This is a genomic window from Stenotrophomonas genospecies 3 (assembly GCF_054473855.1).
Genome location: NZ_JBTMUR010000008.1, coordinates 231410 through 247118 on the forward strand (window position 1 = coordinate 231410; position 15709 = coordinate 247118).

Annotated in this window: 18 protein-coding genes; 8 read left to right on the forward strand and 10 right to left on the reverse strand. The window is 67.7% G+C overall.

Features of this window, described 5'->3' with window-relative positions:
* Positions 1–10: 10 nt before the first annotated feature.
* From ACX9OT_RS12840 to ACX9OT_RS12850, 3 genes are all read left to right on the forward strand, one after another.
* Positions 11–3160: a multidrug efflux RND transporter permease subunit gene (locus ACX9OT_RS12840; protein ID WP_459002426.1), complete on the forward strand. Its 3150-nt coding sequence runs from the start codon at positions 11–13 to the stop codon at positions 3158–3160.
* The gene (locus tag ACX9OT_RS12845) at positions 3141–3533 is read left to right on the forward strand and encodes a nuclear transport factor 2 family protein (RefSeq protein ID WP_032128783.1); all 393 of its coding nucleotides are present in this window, start codon (positions 3141–3143) and stop codon (positions 3531–3533) included. Before ACX9OT_RS12840 ends, ACX9OT_RS12845 begins: the two co-directional genes overlap by 20 nt.
* A gap of 83 nt (positions 3534–3616) precedes the next feature.
* Positions 3617–4318: a COG3650 family protein gene (locus ACX9OT_RS12850; RefSeq protein WP_459002428.1), complete on the forward strand. Its 702-nt coding sequence runs from the start codon at positions 3617–3619 to the stop codon at positions 4316–4318.
* Between the two features lie 47 nt (positions 4319–4365).
* On the opposite strand, the gene ACX9OT_RS12855 is transcribed toward ACX9OT_RS12850, so the two are convergent.
* From ACX9OT_RS12855 to ACX9OT_RS12880, 6 genes are all read right to left on the reverse strand, one after another.
* Positions 4366–4902 (reverse strand): hypothetical protein, encoded by a 537-nt coding sequence (locus tag ACX9OT_RS12855; RefSeq protein WP_459002430.1) that lies wholly within the window; start codon positions 4900–4902, stop codon positions 4366–4368.
* Complete coding sequence (yeiP, locus tag ACX9OT_RS12860) at positions 4892–5458, reverse strand: elongation factor P-like protein YeiP (RefSeq protein WP_005409468.1); 567 nt, start codon at positions 5456–5458, stop codon at positions 4892–4894. Before yeiP ends, ACX9OT_RS12855 begins: the two co-directional genes overlap by 11 nt.
* A 49-nt stretch (positions 5459–5507) precedes the next feature.
* Entirely contained in the window at positions 5508–6278 is a 771-nt protein-coding gene (locus tag ACX9OT_RS12865) for an SDR family oxidoreductase (protein ID WP_075674580.1), read from the reverse strand.
* Positions 6279–6378: 100 nt separating this feature from the next.
* On the reverse strand, positions 6379–7275 hold the full coding sequence (locus ACX9OT_RS12870) for a hydroxymethylglutaryl-CoA lyase (RefSeq protein ID WP_459002433.1): 897 nt from the start codon (positions 7273–7275) through the stop codon (positions 6379–6381).
* Positions 7272–7673 carry a VOC family protein gene (locus tag ACX9OT_RS12875; RefSeq protein ID WP_459002435.1) on the reverse strand — a complete coding sequence of 134 codons (402 nt, stop codon included), beginning with the start codon at positions 7671–7673 and terminating at the stop codon, positions 7272–7274. Before ACX9OT_RS12875 ends, ACX9OT_RS12870 begins: the two co-directional genes overlap by 4 nt.
* Positions 7674–7675: 2 nt before the next feature.
* Positions 7676–8464, reverse strand: coding sequence for an enoyl-CoA hydratase-related protein (locus ACX9OT_RS12880; RefSeq protein ID WP_459002437.1), 789 nt, complete (start codon positions 8462–8464; stop codon positions 7676–7678).
* Between the two features lie 119 nt (positions 8465–8583).
* Between ACX9OT_RS12880 and ACX9OT_RS12885 the strand changes: the two genes are divergently transcribed.
* From ACX9OT_RS12885 to ACX9OT_RS12895, 3 genes are read left to right on the forward strand one after another with little or no spacing between them, the layout of a single operon-like run.
* The gene (locus tag ACX9OT_RS12885) at positions 8584–8838 is read left to right on the forward strand and encodes a FeoA family protein (protein WP_032128790.1); all 255 of its coding nucleotides are present in this window, start codon (positions 8584–8586) and stop codon (positions 8836–8838) included.
* Positions 8835–10700, forward strand: a complete 1866-nt coding sequence (feoB, locus tag ACX9OT_RS12890) for a ferrous iron transporter B (RefSeq protein WP_049400127.1) — start codon at positions 8835–8837, stop codon at positions 10698–10700. The genes ACX9OT_RS12885 and feoB overlap by 4 nt, the downstream gene beginning before the upstream one ends.
* Positions 10700–10954 (forward strand): DUF6587 family protein, encoded by a 255-nt coding sequence (locus ACX9OT_RS12895; RefSeq protein ID WP_107432689.1) that lies wholly within the window; start codon positions 10700–10702, stop codon positions 10952–10954. Before feoB ends, ACX9OT_RS12895 begins: the two co-directional genes overlap by 1 nt.
* Before the next feature lie 86 nt (positions 10955–11040).
* Here ACX9OT_RS12895 and ACX9OT_RS12900 read toward each other — a convergent pair whose 3' ends face one another.
* From ACX9OT_RS12900 to ACX9OT_RS12915, 4 genes are all read right to left on the reverse strand, one after another.
* Positions 11041–11502, reverse strand: coding sequence for a DUF4304 domain-containing protein (locus ACX9OT_RS12900; protein WP_459002440.1), 462 nt, complete (start codon positions 11500–11502; stop codon positions 11041–11043).
* 116 nt (positions 11503–11618) lie between these two features.
* On the reverse strand, positions 11619–12200 hold the full coding sequence (locus ACX9OT_RS12905) for an NAD(P)H-dependent oxidoreductase (protein WP_459002442.1): 582 nt from the start codon (positions 12198–12200) through the stop codon (positions 11619–11621).
* A 55-nt stretch (positions 12201–12255) separates the two neighbouring features.
* Positions 12256–12651 (reverse strand): MerR family transcriptional regulator, encoded by a 396-nt coding sequence (locus ACX9OT_RS12910; protein WP_459002444.1) that lies wholly within the window; start codon positions 12649–12651, stop codon positions 12256–12258.
* Between the two features lie 4 nt (positions 12652–12655).
* Positions 12656–13417, reverse strand: a complete 762-nt coding sequence (locus ACX9OT_RS12915) for a 3-oxoacyl-ACP reductase (RefSeq protein ID WP_459002446.1) — start codon at positions 13415–13417, stop codon at positions 12656–12658.
* Positions 13418–13507: 90 nt separating this feature from the next.
* On the opposite strand from ACX9OT_RS12915, the gene dapB reads away from it, so the two are divergent.
* Both dapB and carA read left to right on the forward strand, forming a co-directional pair.
* Positions 13508–14236, forward strand: coding sequence for a 4-hydroxy-tetrahydrodipicolinate reductase (dapB, locus tag ACX9OT_RS12920; RefSeq protein ID WP_080291787.1), 729 nt, complete (start codon positions 13508–13510; stop codon positions 14234–14236).
* A 308-nt stretch (positions 14237–14544) separates the two neighbouring features.
* Complete coding sequence (carA, locus tag ACX9OT_RS12925) at positions 14545–15672, forward strand: glutamine-hydrolyzing carbamoyl-phosphate synthase small subunit (protein ID WP_005413213.1); 1128 nt, start codon at positions 14545–14547, stop codon at positions 15670–15672.
* The last annotated feature ends 37 nt before the right edge of the window (positions 15673–15709 follow it).

The window sequence follows — 15709 nt, forward strand, 5'->3', positions numbered from 1 at the left end:
AAAATCCAACATGGCACGTTTCTTCATCGATCGCCCGGTGTTCGCCTGGGTGCTGGCGATCTTCATCATCCTGGCCGGCGTACTGGCGATTCCGCGCTTGGCCGTGGAGCGCTATCCGGCGGTCGCGCCGCCCAGTGTCAGCATCTATGCCAGCTACCCGGGTGCCAGCCCGCAGACGCTGAATGATGCGGTGGTCGGGCTGATCGAGCGCGAGCTGTCCAGCGTCAAGCACCTGCTGTACTTCGAATCTTCGGTGGACACCTCCGGCGAAGCCTCGATCACTGCGACCTTCAAGCCCGGTACCAACCCGGAGCTGGCGCAGGTGGACGTGCAGAACCGGATCAAGGCGATCGAGCCGCGCCTGCCGCGCAGCGTGCGCCAGAACGGCCTGTTCGTGGAGGCCGCCGATTCCGGCTTCCTGATGCTGGTCGGCCTGCGTTCGCCGGATGCCAGCGTCAGCGAGGCCGCACTGGGCGACTTCATGGCGCGCAACATCATCGAAGAGCTGCGCCGCATCGATGGCGTCGGCCGCGTGCAGCTGTTCGGTGCCGAACAGGCGATGCGCGTTTGGCTGGACCCGACCCGGTTGACCGGCTACGGCCTGACCATGGGCGATGTGGCCACCGCCATCGAGCAGCAGAACCTGGAGATCTCGCCGGGACGCATCGGTGATTCGCCGGGTGTTCCGGGCCAGCGCATCACCGTGCCGCTCAGCGCCGATGGGCAGCTGTCCACGCCGGAGCAGTTCGCAGCCATCGTGCTGCGCGCCGGGGCAGACGGTTCACGGGTGGTGCTGGGCGATGTCGCCCGCGTCGAACTGGGCGCGCAGAGCTATGCGTGGGGCACCCGTGAGGATGGCCACCCAGCGACCGCCGCCGGGGTGCAGTTGCGTCCTGGCGCGAACGCAGTGCGCACCGCGTCGGCGGTACGCGAGCGCATGGCCGAACTGGCGCCGCTGCTGCCGCGCGGCGTGGAGTCGAGCATTCCGTTCGACACCGCACCGTTCGTGAAGATCTCGATCCAGAAGGTGGTGCAGACGCTGCTGGAGGCCATGCTGCTGGTGTTCGCGGTGATGTACCTGTTCCTGCAGAACTGGCGCTACACGCTGATTCCGGCGCTGGTCGCACCGATCGCGCTGCTCGGCACCTTCGCGGTGATGCTGGCACTGGGCTTCTCGATCAACGTGCTGACCATGTTCGGCATGGTGCTGGCGATCGGCATCATCGTCGACGACGCCATCGTGGTGGTCGAGGGCGTGGAACGGATCATGGCCGAGGAAGGACTGCCGCCGCGCGAGGCCACCATCAAGGCGATGCGCGAGCTGACCGGTGCGGTGATCGGCATCACCCTGGTGCTGACCGCCGTGTTCATTCCGATGGCGTTGGCCAGCGGCTCGGTGGGCGCGATCTACCGCCAGTTCACCGTGGCGATGGCGGTGTCGATCCTGTTCTCGGCGCTGCTGGCATTGAGCCTGACCCCGGCGCTGTGCGCGACCCTGCTGCGCCCGAATACCCATGGACACCATGGTCGTGGTGGGCTGTTCGGCGCCTTCAATCGTGGCTTCGAGGCGATGACCGGGCGCTACCAGCGTGGCGTGGCTTCGGTGCTGCAGCGCAGTGGGCGGGTGATGGGCGTATTCGCCGCACTGGTAGTGGCACTGCTGCTGGGCCTGCACTGGTTGCCGGGTGCGTTCCTGCCGGAAGAAGACCAGGGCTATTTCATGACTTCGATCCAGCTGCCGGCCGAAGCCACCGCCGAGCGCACGCTGGCCGTGGTCGAAGCCTACGAGCGGCACGTGGCCTCGCGTCCGGGCATCGGCTCCAACCAGTCGATCCTCGGCTACAGCTTCTCCGGTTCCGGCCCGAGCGCGGCGCTGACCTACACCATGCTCAAGGACTGGAGCGAGCGTGCAGGCGCCACCGCGGCCGGCGAGGTGGAGGCCGCGCAGAAGGCGATGTCCACGATTGCCGAGGGCGAGGTGATGAGCGTGATGCCGCCGGCGATCGACAGCCTGGGCCGTTCGTCCGGGTTCTCGCTCGCCCTGCAGGCGCGTACCGGGCAGAGCCAGGCCGAACTACGCGCGGCCCTGCAGCAGCTGCTGAAGCTGGCCGAGGCCAGCCCGCTGCTGTCCGAGGTGCATGCCGATGGCCTGCCGGCCGGCACCAGCGTGCGGCTGGACATCGACCGGGCCAAGGCCGAGGCGATGGGCGTGGGCTTCGAACACATCAGCAGCACGCTGTCGGCGGCAATGGGCTCGCAGTACGTCAATGATTTCCCCAACAAGGGCCGGTTGCAGCAGGTGATCCTGCAGGCAGACGCATCCCACCGGATGGAGCTGGAGGATGTGCTGAGGCTGTACGTGCGCAACAGCGAGGGCGGCATGGTGGCGCTGTCCGAACTGGTGACCCCGCACTGGACCGAGGCGCCGCTGCAGCTGCAGCGCTATCTCGGCTTCCCGGCGCTGAATCTGTCCGGCGCCCCGGCCTCCGGCGTGTCGACCGGCCAGGCGATGGCGGAGATGGAGCGGTTGGCGGAGAAGCTGCCGTCTGGCTTCGCTCTGCAATGGACCAGCCAGTCGCTGCAGGAGCGTGAATCGGGCGCGCAGGCGCCGTGGCTGTTGCTGCTGTCGATGCTGGTGGTGTTCCTGGTGCTGGCGGCGCTGTACGAGAGCTGGTCGATTCCGCTGGCGGTGATGCTGGTGGTGCCGCTGGGCCTTCTCGGCGCGGTCGCCGCCGTGTTGTTGCGCGACATGCCCAACGACGTGTTCTTCAAGGTCGGCATGATCACGGTGATCGGGCTGTCGGCGAAGAACGCGATCCTCATCGTCGAGTTCGCACGCCAGCTGCAGCAGCAGGGCCGTGGCCTGGTCGAAGCGGCCTCGGAAGCGGCACGGCTGCGCCTGCGGCCGATCGTGATGACCTCGCTGGCGTTCGCGCTGGGCGTGGTGCCGCTGATGCTGGCACAGGGCGCGTCGAAGGAAACCCAGCAGGCGATTGGAACCGGTGTGTTCGGCGGCATGGTCAGTGCGACCGTGCTGGCGGTGTTCTTCGTACCGGTCTTCTATGTAGTAGTGCAGGGCGCGCGGCAGTGGATCGCGCAACGCCTGCGCAGGCGCCGGCCGATGCCGGAAGGATCCGTGGATGGAACGGGACATCGTTGAAGACCTGCATGAGCGGCAGCTGGCAGCGCTGGAACAGCGCCTGCGGCAGGCATTGCTGGATGACGACCACGATGCGCTGACCGCGCTGGTATCGCCGGCCTTGTTCATGATGGATGGGCAGGGCGGGCGCATGCTCGATCTGCCCTGGCTGGGCGACTGGCTGGCCGGGAACCTGCGGGTGAGCAGCCTGCAATCGTACGCGGTGGAAACGCTGCTGTGCGGACGCCTGGCATTGTTGTCCAGCGACGTGCGCTTGTCGGTGCGTGGGCAGGGTCAGGAGCGCGAGCTGAAACTGCGCCTGCTGCGGGTCTGGACCTGCAGTTCCGGCGACAGCGGCGCGCAGCTGCTGTCGATGGCGGTACTGGCCGCATGAACGCGGTCAGGCCGCTTTCAGGCCCCGCTCACCGGCAGGTGGTAGGGTCGAAGATCTCTGTAGTGTCGACAAGGAGTCGAGCCATGCGTGTAGTCCCCAGTCTGTTGGCAGCCTCCCTCGGGTTGGTCCTGGCCGCGTGCCAGCCGGCACAACCACCCGCTGCGGGCGGCACTGATGCCGCGCCGCCGGCCGCGCCCGAACCGGCTGCCAGCACCGGCGCTGGTACCGGCAGCGAGACCATGTACCGGTGTGGTGATCTGAACGTGCGCGCGACCTTCAATGGCGAGGATGCGGCGACGGTAGTGATCGGCGAACGTACCTTCGCCATGACCTCCGAGCGTGCGGCGTCGGGCGCGAAGTATGGCGATGGCGAGGGCAACAGCTTCTGGACCAAGGGCAGCGATGACGGCCTGTTGAGCCTGAAGGGCGAGGCCGATCGCGAGTGCCATGCGGTCGAAGCCACCGAAGGCGATGGCAGCGCCGGCAATGCCGCGTTCCGTGCCACCGGCAATGAACCCGGCTGGCTTGCAGTCGTTGACGGCGATGCACCCGGCCTGCAGGTGGAAGTCGATTACGGCGAGCGCCGCTTCGATGTGGCCAAGCCCACCGAGGGGGCCGACGGATGGAGTGGCAAGGCGTCCGACGGTACCGACGTCAAGCTCAGCTTCCAGCGCACCACCTGCCAGGACGACATGAGTGGTGAGGCGTTCGAGGCCAAGGTGAACCTGACCATCGGCACCCGCCAGTACCACGGCTGCGGCAATTTCGGCGCGAAGCAGCCGTAAGCCATCTGTAGAGCCGAGCACACGCTCGGCTCTACATCATCGAGGGGTCAGCCCCCGCAGGGCTTCAGGTCGAGATCGAAGTCCAGGTCATAGCGTGTGTTGATTCCGATCAGCGCTGCGCGGACAGCGCAGTCACCGCGATGACGCGTGACCAGATCGGTGAAGATCTTCTCGCGGCCCTCGCAATACTTCGCGCTGGCCTCTTCCAGTTCGCGGCGACGCTCTTCGTCGTACGGCTCTTCGCCGGCGAAATGCTGGCAGGTGTTCTCGCGCGCAAGGAAGGCCTGCACATCGGCCGGCATCGCGCAGTAGATGCGCGCGTCGTCGACGTCGTACACATCGCCTGGGACTGGACAGCCTGCGGCTGCACGTGCCTTGTCCAGGTCCTCATCGCCCGAGGTCAGGTCGGTAGCGGGCTCCGCTTCGGCGGTGGCCGCGACGGCGGCCGGTGCCTCCACCGCAGGCGCGGCCGTCACGGCCGGCGTGGCCTTCGGGGTGGCGTCGGCAGCGTTGTCCGCTGCCTGCGGCGAGCACGCCGCAAGCAGGGACAGGCAGCCGATCAGCGCAAGGCGCTTAGTCGGCACGGCCAGCGAATTCGCCGGTGGCGGTGTTCACCAGCACGCGTTCGCCGTTGACGATGTACTCCGGCACCATGATCTCGATGCCGGTGTTGAGCTTGGCCGGCTTCGGGCGCTTGGTGGCGGTGCCGCCCTTCAGTTCCGGCGGCGTCTCGATCACTTCCAGCACCACCGAGGCCGGCAGCTGGATCGCCACCGGCTGCTCGTCGATCACCTGCACGTAGATGCCGGTCAGGCCGTCGGTGATGTAGCCGGCGTCGTCGCCGATCACGTCCGCGTCCAGGGTGTACGGGGTGTAGTCCTCGTCATCGAGGAACACGAACGCATCGCCATCCTTGTACGAATAGGTGGACTGGCGGCGCAGCAGTTCGACCTCGACCAGGTTGTCGTCGGCATCGAAGCTGGCATCGAGCTTGTTGCCGCCCGGCACGCTGTACATGATGAAGCGGAAGCGGACGTTGCCGCCGCGACCCTGCGGCGAGCTGCGCTCGATGTCGCGGATCTGGTACACGCCGTTGTTGTACTCGACGACGTTGCCCTTCTTGATGTCGTTGGCTTTCATGGTGATCTAGGTCGTTGGGGGAGGGCGCCGTCCCGGCGCCCGTGGGGAATCACTTCGGAGCGAGGCGGGTAGCGCCGTCCAGGCGGATGGTCTCGCCATTGAGGTAGGTGTTGCCGAGGATGAAGCCGACCAGGCTGGCGAAGTCTTCCGGCTTGCCCAGGCGCGACGGGAACGGGATCGACGCGGCCAGCGACTGCTGCACGGCTTCGGGCATGCCATCGACCATCGGCGTCCAGAACACGCCAGGGGCGATGGTGTTGACGCGGATGCCGAAGCGCGACAGTTCGCGCGCCATCGGCAGTGTCATCGACACCACGCCGCCCTTGCTGGCGGCATACGCGGCCTGGCCGATCTGGCCTTCGTAGGCGGCGATGCTGGCGGTGTTGATGATCACGCCGCGCTCGCCATCGGTACCGGCCTCGTTGTGCTGCATGCGGTTGGCCGCGGCCTTGGCCACGTTGAAGCTGCCGACCAGGTTGACCATCACCGTGCCCTGGAAGCCGGCCAGCGGCATCGGGCCTTCCTTGCCCAGCACGCGGCCGGCGCCGAGGATGCCGGCGCAGTTCATTGCCACGTTCAGGCCACCGAGGAAATCGTGGGCCTGGTCGATGGCTGCCGAGACGGCCGCTTCATCGCTGACGTTGACGTTGAAATAGCGGGCCTTGTCGGTACCCAGATCGGCAACGGCGGAGGCGCCCTTGTCGTCGTTGAGGTCGAACAGGGCCACCTTGCCGCCCTGGGCGACGAGGTGCTGGGCCACGGCCAGGCCGAGGCCGGAAACGCCGCCAGTGATCACGGCACGTACGGAAGACAGCTGCATTGAACGGTCCTGCAGGTTCGAGAACCGCCGATTCTAACGGAAGCTGTGACCGCCGCTGTTGTGCACTGCGCCGCCTTTGCAGGGCGGCGCAGTGCAACGGTCAGCCGGCGGCGGCCAGCGCCTGCCCGGTGCGGCTGGCGGTGGCGCGGCCGAGCAGGCCGGCCAGCCAGCGGCCGGTCTCGGCCAGTGCCGGCAGGTCCACGCCGCTGTCCAGGCCCAGGCCCTGCAGCAGGTAGACCACATCCTCGCTGGCGACGTTGCCGCTGGCGCCCTTGGCATAGGGGCAGCCACCGGCGCCGGACACCGCGCTGTCGACCACGCGCACGCCTTCTTCCAGGCAGGTGGCGATGTTGGCGATGGCCTGGCCGTAGGTGTCGTGGAAGTGCACGGCCAGTGCCGCCATCGGAATCTCGGCGGCAACCGCCTGCAGCATCGCCCGTGCCTTGCGCGGGGTGCCGACGCCGATGGTGTCGCCCAGCGAGATTTCGTAACAGCCCATCTGGTGCAGGGCACGCGCCACCCGCACCACGTCGGCCAGTGGCACCTCGCCCTGGTAGGGGCAGCCGAGCACGGTGGAGACGTAGCCGCGCACGCGCACGCCATCGGCGGCGGCGCGGCGCAGGATCGGCTCGAACCGGGCCAGCGATTCGTCGATGCCGGCATTGGTGTTGGTACGGTTGAACGCCTCGGAGGCCGCGGTGAACACCGCCACTTCCTCCACGCCCACCGCACGGGCGCGGTCGTAGCCCTGTTCGTTCGGCACCAGCACCGGGTAGTGGATGCCGGGCCGGCGCTGGATGCCGGTGTAGACCTCGGCGGCGTCGGCCAACTGCGGGATCCACTTCGGGCTGACGAAGCTGGTCGCCTCGATGCTGCGCAGGCCGGTGGCCGACAGGCGGTTGATCAGTTCGATCTTGTCGGCGGTGGCCACCGACTGCTTTTCGTTCTGCAGGCCGTCACGCGGGCCGACCTCGACGATGCGGACGTAGTCGCTCATGCGGCCACCTCGCTGACGGGGCGATGGCAGACCGCCTCGATGTTGTTGCCGTCCGGGTCGAGCACGAAGGCGCCGTAGTAGTCGGGGTGGTACCACGGGCGCAGGCCCGGCGCGCCGTTGTCGCGGCCACCGGCGGCGACGGCGGCGGCATGGAAGGCGTCCACCTGGTCGCGGCTGGCGCAGGCGAAGGCCACGTGCACGCCGTGGCTGGCGGTGCCGCCACTACCGAGCCAGAAGAACGGCTTGCCGTCGCTGCCGAAGCCGATGTGGTCGTGCGCGCCGGTCTGTTCGGCAGTCACTTCCATCACCACACCGATCTGCAGCGGCGCCAGTGCCTGCAGGAAGAAGGTCCTGCTGCGCGCCAGGTCGGCGCTGGTCAAACCAAGATGATCGAGCATGTTCAGGCTTCCGTGACCCAGTGGGGCGCGCGCTTGTCGAGGAAGGCGCCCAGGCCTTCCTGGCCCTCGGCGGACACCCGCAGGCGCGCGATCAGGGCGGCATTATCCCGATCCAGCGCGTCGCGGTCATGGCTGTCGCGGACCTGCCGGACCAGCTGCTTGGCGGTGGACGAGGCGATCGGGCCGGCCTTGTCGAGCAGGGCCAGCTGCCGCTCCAGCGCCTCATCCAGGCGCTCGGGCTCGACCAGCTGGTGGACCAGGCCGATGCGCAGTGCGGTATCGGCGTCGAAGTGCTCGCCGGTGGCGAACCAGCGCCGCGCCTGGCGCGGGCCGATGGCCTCGATCACGTAGGGCGAGATCACCGCTGGCAGCAGGCCGAGGCGGCTTTCGGTCAGGCCGAAGCGGGCCGCGGTGCTGGCGATGGCGATGTCGCAGCAGGCGACCAGGCCGACGCCGCCACCGAAAGCCGCGCCGTGGACCCGGGCCAGGGTCGGCTTGGGCAGCTCGTCCAGAGTGCGCATCAGCCGCGCCAGGGCCAGCGAGTCCTCGCGGTTGTCGGCCTCGCTGGCGGCGGCCATGCCACGCATCCACTGCATGTCGGCGCCGGCCGAGAAGGAGGCGCCGTGGCCGGCCACCACTACCGCGCGCACCGCGTCGTCGCGTCCGGCGGCTTCGAGGGCGGCGGTCAGCCGCGCTATCAAGCCGGCGTCAAAGGCATTGTGCAGCTCGGGCCGGTTCAGCCAGAGGGTGAGGACGGCGCCGCTGCGCTCGATCTGCAAAGCATCGTTCATGGGATTCCAGGGTCACTCCATACCTGTATGGATCATAGCGGGCCATTGGTCATGGGCCATGACGCGACGCGGGAATGTTAGAATCGAGAACCATTTACATCCAGCAGAGAATGCGCTAGATGACGCTGTCCGAACTGCCGCTGCACGCCTCGGCCGTGGTCGAGTCCGTGCAGGACCTCCATGCCAACGATGCCATCGCCCGTCGCCTGCGCGAGCTGGGTTTCGTGAAGGGCGAGGAAGTGCGCCTGGTGGCCAAGGGCCCGGTCGGTGGCGAGCCGCTGCTGGTGCAGGTCGGGTTTACCCGGTTTGCGCTGCGTATCAGTGAAGCCAAGCGCGTCGTGGTCGACGCCAACCGCCAGGAGCGTCGCGCATGACCGCTGCAACTTCTACCGCGCCCCTGCGCATTGCGCTGGTCGGTAACCCCAACAGTGGCAAGACCGCGCTGTTCAACCAGCTGACCGGCAGCCGGCAGAAGGTTGCCAACTACACCGGCGTCACCGTCGAGCGCAAGGAAGGCCGCCTGCGCGCGCCGTCCGGCCGCGAGTTCGCCGTACTCGATCTGCCAGGTGCCTACAGCCTGCACCCGGCCAGCCTGGACGAGGCGATCACCCGTGACCTGTGCCGGGGCTTCTACCCGGGCGAGGCTGCACCGGACGTGCTGCTGTGCGTGATCGACGCCACCAACCTGCGTCTGCACCTGCGCTTCGCGCTGGAACTGCGCGAGCTGGGCAAGCCGATGGTGGTTGCGCTGAACATGGTCGATGCGGCCCAGCGCCGTGGCATCCAGGTGGACGTGGCCGCGCTGGAGCGCGAGCTGGGCGTGCCGGTGGTGGAAACCGTGGCGGTGCGCAAGCAGGGCGCCAAGGCCCTGGTCGAGCGCCTTGATGCGATGGTGCCGCACCTGGATGCACCGGTGCCGGGCCCGGAAGGTGGCATCGACTACCACGCCAAGGTGCGCGAGATCCTGTCGGTGGCCGTGCGCATGCCGGCACGGACCGCCAAAGTCGACGACGCGCTGGACCGCTGGCTGCTGCACCCGGTGTTCGGCCTGATCAGCCTGGCGGTGGTGATGTTCCTGATCTTCCAGGCGGTGTATGCCTGGGCGACACCGTTGATGGATGGCATCGAGGCCGGTTTCGCCTGGCTTGGTGCCTTCGTTGGCAGCGTGCTGCCGGAAGGCCCGTTGGCCAGCCTGCTGACTGACGGCATCATCGCCGGTGTGGGTGGCGTGGTGGTGTTTCTCCCGCAGATCCTGATCCTGTTCTTCTTCATCCTGGTGCTGGAGGAATCCGGCTACCTGCCGCGTGCGGCGTTCCTGCTCGACCGCATGATGGCCGCCGCCGGCCTGTCTGGCCGCTCGTTCATCCCGCTGCTGTCCAGCTTCGCCTGCGCGGTGCCGGGCATCATGTCCACGCGCAGCATCCAGGACCCGCGTGACCGCCTGGCCACGATCCTGGTCGCGCCGCTGATGACCTGCTCGGCACGCCTGCCGGTGTATGCGCTGCTGATTGGCGCGTTCATCCCGCAGAAGACGGTGTGGGGCGTGTTCAACCAGCAGGGCCTGGTGCTGTTCGGCCTGTATGCGGCGGGCATCCTCAGTGCGCTGGCGATGTCGTGGATCATGAAGAAGTGGCGCCGCGACAAGAGCGAGCACCCGCTGATGCTGGAGCTGCCGTCATACCGCCTGCCGCACGTGCGCGACCTGGCGGTGGGCCTGTACGAGCGCGGCATGATCTTCCTCAAGCGCGTCGGCGGCATCATCCTGGCGCTGACCATCCTGCTGTGGGTGCTGCTGTCGTTCCCGGCGGCTCCGGCCGGCGCCACCATGCCGGCCATCGATTACAGCTATGCGGGCCAGATCGGCCATGCGATGGCGGTGTTCTTCGCGCCGCTGGGCTTCAACTGGCAGATCTGCATTGCGCTGATTCCGGGCCTGGCCGCGCGCGAAGTGGCGGTGTCCTCGCTGGCGACCGTGTACGCGCTGTCCGCAGCCGATGACGATGCCGCCAGCCAGGCACTGACCCCGCTGATCAGCGACGGCTGGTCGCTGGCCACCGCGCTGTCGCTGCTGGTCTGGTACATCTATGCCCCGATGTGCATCTCGACGCTGGCCACCATCAAGCGCGAGACCAATTCGTGGAAGACGATGGCCTTCTCGGCGTTCTACCTGTTTGCTGCGGCCTACGTGGCGGCGCTGATCACCTACCAGGTGACCAAGGCGCTGGGAGGCGGCTGATGGATACCGGCCTGCTGATCCAGTACCTGATCATCGCGGTGGCCGTACTGGTCAGTGCCTGGGTGGTGTTGAAGAAGCAGTTCCCCGGCACCGTGCGCAAGCTGCGCGGGGCGCTGGCGCTGGCCCTGTTGAAACCCAGCCGCGCCGCCTGGCTGCAGGCGCTGGGGCGGAAGATCGCACCGCCGCCTAGCGGAGGCGGTGGTGCCTGTGGCGGTTGCGACAGCTGCGGGCCGACGCCGCCCAAACAGCACTGACGCTGCCTTGGTAGGTGCGAACTTCGCCCGGTGGGTGCGGGCCTTCGCCCTGTGGGTGCGAACCTTGGTTCGCACGCTCCCGGGGTTCAGACCTCTCTGCGGATGATCGCCCGGAAGTTCCCGTCCTGATTCAATCGCCGCACCGACTCGCGGTTTCCATGGGTTGCCGCGAAGCCCGCCACGTCGGCAAGGGCACCGAGCAGCAGGCCTTTGAGCCCGTCGCGGTTTCCGGCCTCCAGCAGATCATCCAGATCCTGCTGGATGAACGCCCGGCGCAGGCCCGGCGTTTCTTCGATCCGCCAGTCGACATGGGGCGTGGGAATGCTGGAGCGGTACCTGAAAGCTGTTTCAAGATCGTCAGGTGCAAGGGGATACTCGAGCAGCTCTGGAAAGTAGAGCCCGGCATTCACATAGAAGCCCCGGCTTTCACTGGCGCGTTGGTGATTCACGACAAGCAGGGCGTCATCCAGCACCCGGTAGCGGGTCGTCGACGTGCCGGAAAAGCCGGTCTTCCTGGCGCACTTGCTGAAGACAGTCGAGGATTTCATGGGCTTTGCCTGGGCCGTAAGAAGGGCCCACAGCCTTGAGGCGCGGTGCCTGGCGGTCAATTGGCAAACGCGACACATGGAACGTGGCCGGCATTTCATCCACGCATGGCGTGGATCTACCTGGCGCGTGAACCCAGCTCTGCTGCCAGCGCCAGCCAACTGCTGCGTTGTGCCGGGGTACTGCTGCGTACCGCACCGAGTCGGCTGACCCGCACCGGGCGGATGCCGGAGAATTCCAGGAGGGGGGCGCGGATCTGGGTGATGCCCGGGTCGCGGTAGATCCAGCGGTAGTACCAGGGCGGCGTATCCAGCGTGGTGATCACCCGCGCGCTGCGCGCGGCCAGCAGCCGGTCCCACCACACCGAATCGCGCCGGTAGCGGAAGGCGTACCCCGGCAGCAGCACACGATCGAAAAAGCCCTTCAGCAGCGCCGGCATCGCACCCCACCAGGTTGGGTAGACCAGCACCAGGTGATCGCAGGCCTCGATCGCATCGGCGGCTTCCTGCAGGTCGGCTTCCAGCGGCTGGATCTGGCGGTAACCGTGGCGCAGCACCGGGTCGAATTCAAGGTCGCCCAATGCGATCAGTCGCACCCGATGGCCGGCGTTTTCGGCGGCGGTGGCATAGCGCTGGGCGAGGGCGCCGCACAGGCTGTCGCGGTCGGGGTGGCCCAGCAGGACAAGGATGGAGCGGGACACGGCAACCTCGGGCAATGGAAAGTGCGCGAGGTTGGGCTATGCCCCAGGGGCAGAGTCAAACGCCGGTGGTGCAGCTGCTGGGTTGCAGGATGCAGTCAGTACTGCCGGAGAGCAGCCACTGCTGCAGTTCGTCGCTGACCTGCTGCAGGTCGAGCTCGACCTGCGCCAGCCGTGCCCGCTCGCTGGCAATGCGGCTGCGCTGCTGCTCAAGCAGGGCCTGCACTGCCTGCCAGTCGAGCCGCCCGTCGCGGCCCTGCAGGCGCGAGATTGCCGCCAGCGTGATGCCCAGCCCCAGCGCCTGGCGGATCAGCTGCACCCAGGCCACGTCCTGTTCGCTGTAGTCGCGGTAGCGGTTCAGTCGTGGCACCGGCGGCAGCAGGCCGCGCGCCTCGTACAGTCGGATGGCCTTGGCGCTGGCACCGGTCAGGCGGCTGACCTCGGAGATGCGCATCGGCTCAGTCCCGCACCAGTCCGCCATCCACCACCAGGTTCTGGCCGGTCACCGCGCGTGACCACGGGCTGGCGAAGAACAGCGCGGCATCGGCGAATTCGGCCGGGGTGGTGACGCTGCGCAGCGGGGTGTTGGCGGCGATGTAGTCGAATACTGCTTCCGGCGTGGCGGAACTGGCATCGGTGGTGCACAGCAAGCCGCCGGACAGCATGTTGACGGTGATGCCGTGCGGGCCGAGGTCGCCGGCCAGTGTGCGGGTCAGCGACAGCAGTGCGGCCTTGGCGGCGGTGTAGTCGTGGTAGGGCACCACCGGGTTCTGGAACAGGTTGGTGCCGATGTTGATCACACGGCCGAAGCGGCGGGCCTGCATGCCGGGCAGGGCGGCCTGCACGGTGTTCAGTGCGCCACGCACGCTGCCCTCGAATTGCGCCTGGAAGGCCGGCCAGCCGATTTCCGCAGCGCCGTCGCGGGCATCGCCATTGAACGAGAAAGCGGCCAGCGCGTTGTTGACCACGGTGGTGACACCTTGGCCGAAGTGGGCCAGTGCGTGCTGCAGCATCGCATCGACCTGGGCGCGGTCGGTGACGTCGGCCGGCAGCGCGATCGCCTGTCCGCCCAGCTCAGTGGCCAGCGTACGTGCGGCGGCTTCGCTGCGGTGGTAGTTGATGATGACGCGGGCGCCCTGGGCGGCAAAGGCGCGGGCGATGTGCTTGCCAAGGCCGCGGCCGGCGCCAGTGACCAGCACCAGCTGTTCGCTGATCTGCATGAAGGAGCTGCCATCCATTGCATGAAAGGGCATGCAGCGTAGCAGCGATGGCGCTTGCCGGAGCAGGCGTGCTGCCGCTAGCCTGCAGGCATGAACCAGACTCCCCTGCGATTGCTCATTCACGGTGCCTCCGGGCGCATGGGCCAGGCCCTGCTGCGGCTGGCCGCCGAACATCCCGAAACCCTGCAGATCGTGGCTGCGGTAACCGGCCGTGCGCCGACCCAGCGCGTGGTCGACGGCGTGCCGTTCTTCGGCGCCAGCGAACTGCCTGGCGCGCCGGTGTTCGATGTGGCGATCGACTTCAGCCTGCCGGAGGGCTTCGACCCGATGCTGGCGCTATGCGTGGAGCGGGGTGCGGGCCTGGTCTCGGGCACTACTGGCATCTCCAGCACACAGCGGCAGGCGCTGGAGGCCGCGGCGGCGTCCATCCCGCTGGTCTGGGCGTCGAATTTCAGCCTGGGCGTGGCGGTACTGGACGAGCTGGTCGAGCGCGCGGCGCAGGCGCTGGCCGGCTGGGACTGCGACATCGTCGAATCGCACCACACGCAGAAGAAGGACGCGCCGTCGGGTACCGCGCTGACCCTGGGCGCGGCCGCGCAGCGGGGTGGGGCGGAGCCGCATTACGCCAGCCTGCGTGCCGGTGACATCGTCGGCGAGCATCTGGTGCAGTTCACCGGCCTGGGTGAGCGCATCGAGCTGGTGCACCGGGCCACCAACCGCGACATCTTCGCCCGCGGCGCCCTGTTTGCCGCCCGCCAGCTGCAGGGCCGCGCCCCGGGCAGCTACCGGGTGCGGGACCTGCTTGACGGCCCCCGGTAACGGTCCAGGCCGATGGTAGATGCCAACCTTGGTTGGCAGGCTTTCCGGGAAGCGCCAACCAAGGTTGGCGTCTACCAGGGTCATGGCGGCCCGCATACGCCGCCGGATTGAAATGAATGCGCAATCGCCTGTTCATGAAGTGCGATAACCGCTGGCGCGAGCGCCCCGGCAGCGCTACAATTCGCACTCGCCGAATCACGAAAGCCGGACCGGTCCCAGACCGCACGTCCGCGCTTTTTTGCAACCGGATTTCCGTGAAGCGCAGGCGTGACTTCGGCAGCCCCCTCGGTAGCCAAAGTGAGATTCCCGTGACCCAAGCCGCAATCCTCGTCCTCGAAGACGGCACCGTATTCGAGGGCGAATCCGTAGGCGCGCCCGGCCTGTCCGTCGGTGAGGTGGTGTTCAACACCGCCATGACCGGCTACCAGGAAGTGCTGACCGACCCGTCCTACGCCCGGCAGATGGTCACGCTGACCTATCCGCATATCGGTAACACCGGCATGACCGACCAGGACAATGAAGCGTCCAAGGTGTGGTCGGCCGGCCTGATCGTGCGCGACGTTCCGCGCCGTCCCAGCAACTGGCGCAGCCAGGTGTCGCTGCAGGACTGGCTGATCCAGCGTGGCGTGGTCGCCATCGCCGGCATCGACACCCGCAAGCTGACCCGCATCCTGCGCGAGAAGGGCGCGCAGAACGGTGCGCTGATGGCCGGTGACATCGACGTGGAAAAGGCACTGGAAGCCGCCCGCAAGTTCCCGGGGCTGAAGGGCATGGATCTGGCCAAGGTCGTCACTACCGAGAAGACCTACACCTGGACCGAGGGCCAGCTGGACCTGGATGCCAATGCCTTCGTCAGCGTGCCGGCCAAGTACAAGGTCGTGGCCTACGATTTCGGCGTTAAGACCAACATCCTGCGCATGCTGGCCGAGCGCGGCTGCGAAGTCACCGTGGTGCCGGCGCAGACCCCGGCCGCCGAAGTGCTGGCGCTAAAGCCGGATGGCGTGTTCCTGTCCAACGGCCCGGGTGACCCGGAACCGTGCGACTACGCCATCGAAGCGATCAAGACCTTCATCGACGTGAAGATCCCGACCTTCGGCATCTGCCTGGGCCACCAGCTGCTGGGCCTGGCCTCGGGCGCGCAGACCATGAAGATGGGCCACGGCCACCACGGTGCCAACCACCCGGTGCAGGACCTGGACAGCGGCCGGGTGATGATCACCTCGCAGAACCACGGCTTCGCGATCGATGAAGCGACCCTGCCGCCGACCCTGCGCGTGACCCACCGCTCGCTGTTCGATGGCACCAACCAGGGCGTCGCCCGCACCGACGTGCCGGCGTTCTCGTTCCAGGGCCATCCGGAAGCGTCGCCGGGCCCGACCGATGTCGGCCCGCTGTTCGACCGCTTCGTGGTGCTGATGGAGCAGGCCAAGGCGTGATCAGTACGCCGCCGGCCCCCCGGTGGCGTCGCGATGG

Coding starts and splice junctions, on each gene's coding strand:
- ACX9OT_RS12840 (WP_459002426.1), top strand. CDS start 11: ATGGCACGTTTCTTCATCGATCGCCCGGTGTTCGCCTGGGTGCTGGCG.
- ACX9OT_RS12845 (WP_032128783.1), top strand. CDS start 3,141: ATGGAACGGGACATCGTTGAAGACCTGCATGAGCGGCAGCTGGCAGCG.
- ACX9OT_RS12850 (WP_459002428.1), top strand. CDS start 3,617: ATGCGTGTAGTCCCCAGTCTGTTGGCAGCCTCCCTCGGGTTGGTCCTG.
- yeiP (WP_005409468.1), bottom strand. CDS start 5,458: ATGAAAGCCAACGACATCAAGAAGGGCAACGTCGTCGAGTACAACAAC.
- ACX9OT_RS12865 (WP_075674580.1), bottom strand. CDS start 6,278: ATGCAGCTGTCTTCCGTACGTGCCGTGATCACTGGCGGCGTTTCCGGC.
- ACX9OT_RS12870 (WP_459002433.1), bottom strand. CDS start 7,275: ATGAGCGACTACGTCCGCATCGTCGAGGTCGGCCCGCGTGACGGCCTG.
- ACX9OT_RS12875 (WP_459002435.1), bottom strand. CDS start 7,673: ATGCTCGATCATCTTGGTTTGACCAGCGCCGACCTGGCGCGCAGCAGG.
- ACX9OT_RS12880 (WP_459002437.1), bottom strand. CDS start 8,464: ATGAACGATGCTTTGCAGATCGAGCGCAGCGGCGCCGTCCTCACCCTC.
- ACX9OT_RS12885 (WP_032128790.1), top strand. CDS start 8,584: ATGACGCTGTCCGAACTGCCGCTGCACGCCTCGGCCGTGGTCGAGTCC.
- feoB (WP_049400127.1), top strand. CDS start 8,835: ATGACCGCTGCAACTTCTACCGCGCCCCTGCGCATTGCGCTGGTCGGT.
- ACX9OT_RS12895 (WP_107432689.1), top strand. CDS start 10,700: ATGGATACCGGCCTGCTGATCCAGTACCTGATCATCGCGGTGGCCGTA.
- ACX9OT_RS12900 (WP_459002440.1), bottom strand. CDS start 11,502: ATGAAATCCTCGACTGTCTTCAGCAAGTGCGCCAGGAAGACCGGCTTT.
- ACX9OT_RS12910 (WP_459002444.1), bottom strand. CDS start 12,651: ATGCGCATCTCCGAGGTCAGCCGCCTGACCGGTGCCAGCGCCAAGGCC.
- ACX9OT_RS12915 (WP_459002446.1), bottom strand. CDS start 13,417: ATGCAGATCAGCGAACAGCTGGTGCTGGTCACTGGCGCCGGCCGCGGC.
- dapB (WP_080291787.1), top strand. CDS start 13,508: ATGAACCAGACTCCCCTGCGATTGCTCATTCACGGTGCCTCCGGGCGC.